Genomic DNA, 2822 nt, shown 5'->3' with positions numbered 1-2822 from the left:
GCATAGATATACCTCTTTCTTAACTATGCTTATCTTACCTCATATTTTCGAGATCCTTAACAGGTTCTGAGATCTAGAGAGTGGTATTGATTTTATTTCCATTACAACTTATTATTTATAGATAACCTCAATAAAAACGATGAAGCTAAACGAAATCAGAGAAAGATTTATAAAATTTTTTGTAAATAATGACCACGAGCAGGTTTCTTCTTCTCCTTTGATTCCAGAACATGACCCAACGCTCATGTTCACAAATGCTGGTATGGTGCAGTTTAAAAATATTTTTACTGGTGCTCAAAAAACTGAAATGAAACGTGCTGTCTCAAGTCAAAAGTGCCTAAGAGCAGGCGGTAAACACAATGATCTGGAAAATGTTGGCTATACAACTCGGCATCACACATTTTTTGAAATGCTCGGAAATTTTAGCTTCGGTGATTACTTTAAGGAAACTGCGATAGAATTTGCGTGGGAATTTATCACTAAAGAGTTATCTCTTGATAAAAACAGACTATCCATAACCGTCTACCATACTGATGATGAGGCGTACGAGATTTGGCGTAAGATAAGTGGCTTTTCAAGTGATAAAATCATAAGAATTACAACGGATGATAACTTTTGGAGTATGGGAAGCACTGGTCCGTGCGGTCCATGTTCTGAAATTTTTTATGACCATGGGAGTCCTAATTTACAAGAGGGCGATAGAATTGTTGAAATCTGGAATCTGGTATTCATGGAGTTTAACAAAGATGAAGAAGGTAATTTACACAAATTGCCAAAAAAATGCATCGATACTGGAATGGGCCTTGAAAGAATAGCGGCTGTTATGCAAAACGTCCATGATAACTATGATATTGATCTATTTTCTGCTCTGATAAGTAAATCACAAGAGTACTGTGGAAGAACGGAAAATAAAATAGCGCATAAGATCATAGCAGATCATCTTCGCGCGGCTGCATTTCTCATCGCAGAAGGAGTGCTTCCTGGAAATGAGGGCAGGAATTACGTATTACGCAGATTAATTAGGAGAGCCACACGTTATATTCACCTGCTTGGATATAATGATTCCCTACTCCATCGTATTTTTCCAGTGTTGATAGATAGCACGAGTTCGGCTTATATGGGAGCTGAATTAGTCAGAGCTAAAAGCTTAATAGAAACGACGTTAAAATCAGAGGAAGAAAACTTTAAAGACACTTTGATGAAGGGTATCAATCTCCTGGAGAAATTCACTACAGATTTAAAATCGGGCGATACTTTGCCTGGAGAATCAGCGTTTAAGCTATATGACACCTACGGATTTCCTTTGGATATTACACTTGATATTTTAAAAGAGAAAAAAATAAATTTTGACCAGAAGGGTTTTGATGATGCAATGGGAGAACAAAAAGAGAGAGCACGTGCTAAATGGGCTGGATCTGGTGAAAAATCTGTTGAGCAAGTATGGTTTGATTTGATCAATAAATTTGGCAAAACAAAATTTGTTGGTTATGAGTTCAATGAAGTAAGTGATGCGAAAATACTAGCTATAGTTTCCTCTAAAAATGAAGTAATTGATTCTGCAAAGGAGGGAGAGAAGATAACCATTATACTTGATAAAACACCTTTTTATGGCGAGTCAGGTGGACAAGTGGGAGATACTGGCAGTCTGATCAAACCTGGTAGAAGTATTATTATAGTCGAGAATACCAATAAGGTTAATGATCTATATTTGCACAGATGCATAGTTAAATTCGGTTCAATTTGTAAAGGTGACACAGTTACAGCAAGCATAGATAAGGAAAGAAGGCAAACCTTAAGGAGAAATCATTCAGCTACACACCTTTTGCACTTTGTATTAAGAAAAATCTTGGGTGATCATGTCACTCAAAAAGGTTCCCTAGTTGCACCGGATAAGTTACGATTTGACTTTAGTCATAACACTCAAGTTACTCAGGATCAGCTATTCTTAGTAGAAGATATGGTAAACTCTCTAATCAGAGAAAATCTTTCCGCATCTACAAAAATTCAAGGCATGAATCAGGCAATAGACGAAGGAGCTATGGCGTTATTCGGCGAAAAATATAGCGATCAAGTAAGAGTAGTGAAGATTGGAGATTCAAGGGAACTGTGTGGTGGCACACACGTTGAGCATACTGGAGAAATTGGTTTGTTTAAGATAGTAACAGAGAGTTCTGTTGCTTTTGGAGTGAGGAGAATTGAAGCTTTAACTGGTCAGGAAGCAATCAATTGTGTACGTGATAATGAAATTAACTTAAAAAAAGTTGCAGAATTCGTAAAAGCGCCAGTGAGTGAAATAACAAGCAGATTAAGTATTTTAAGTCAAGAACACAAAAAATCCGAAACCAAAATAAAAAACCTATATAAAAAGCTTGTGAGTGCAGAGAATATAAAAAGCACCGAAATAAATGGAATAAATTTTATAAGCCACACTTTCACTGATATTCCAGCAAATGTAATAAGAGAGTTTGTTTTGCAGCAACAAAAACCAAAAACGGTAATAGCTTTTACGGCAACAGAAAAAGATAAAACAGTCTTGATTATTAAAGTAAGTAAAGACTTAATCAATAAGATTAGCGCAAAAGAACTAATATCCATAGCAGTTAAAAAGAACTGTGGTGGGAATGCTGAACTTGCACAAACAGGCTGTGATAGCAATAAAATAGATGATGCCATTACAGCCATTTATAGCAAAATAACAGCTTCTAAGCACTCTACGTCATACCACCACGAACCGTCATACCGCCGCGGCGCTAACAAGCAGCGGGATGACGAATTACTATGCCGCCGCGAACCGTCATACCGCGATTCATTCGCGGTATCTC

Annotated in this window: 1 protein-coding gene; it reads left to right on the top strand. The window is 36.9% G+C overall.

Annotated features, from left to right (window positions below; genetic code table 11):
• Nucleotides 1–139: 139 nt before the first annotated feature.
• Nucleotides 140–2822: alanine--tRNA ligase (gene alaS, locus OZD61_RS02355; RefSeq protein ID WP_274979708.1), on the top strand; the 2683-nt coding region annotated here is incomplete at its 3' end.

This window comes from Wolbachia endosymbiont of Drosophila bocki (assembly GCF_028982005.1).
GTDB classification, from domain to species: Bacteria; Pseudomonadota; Alphaproteobacteria; order Rickettsiales; family Anaplasmataceae; genus Wolbachia; species Wolbachia pipientis.
Note: the sequence above shows the minus strand (reverse complement) of the source record. Positions and strands in the feature narration are given on the sequence as shown.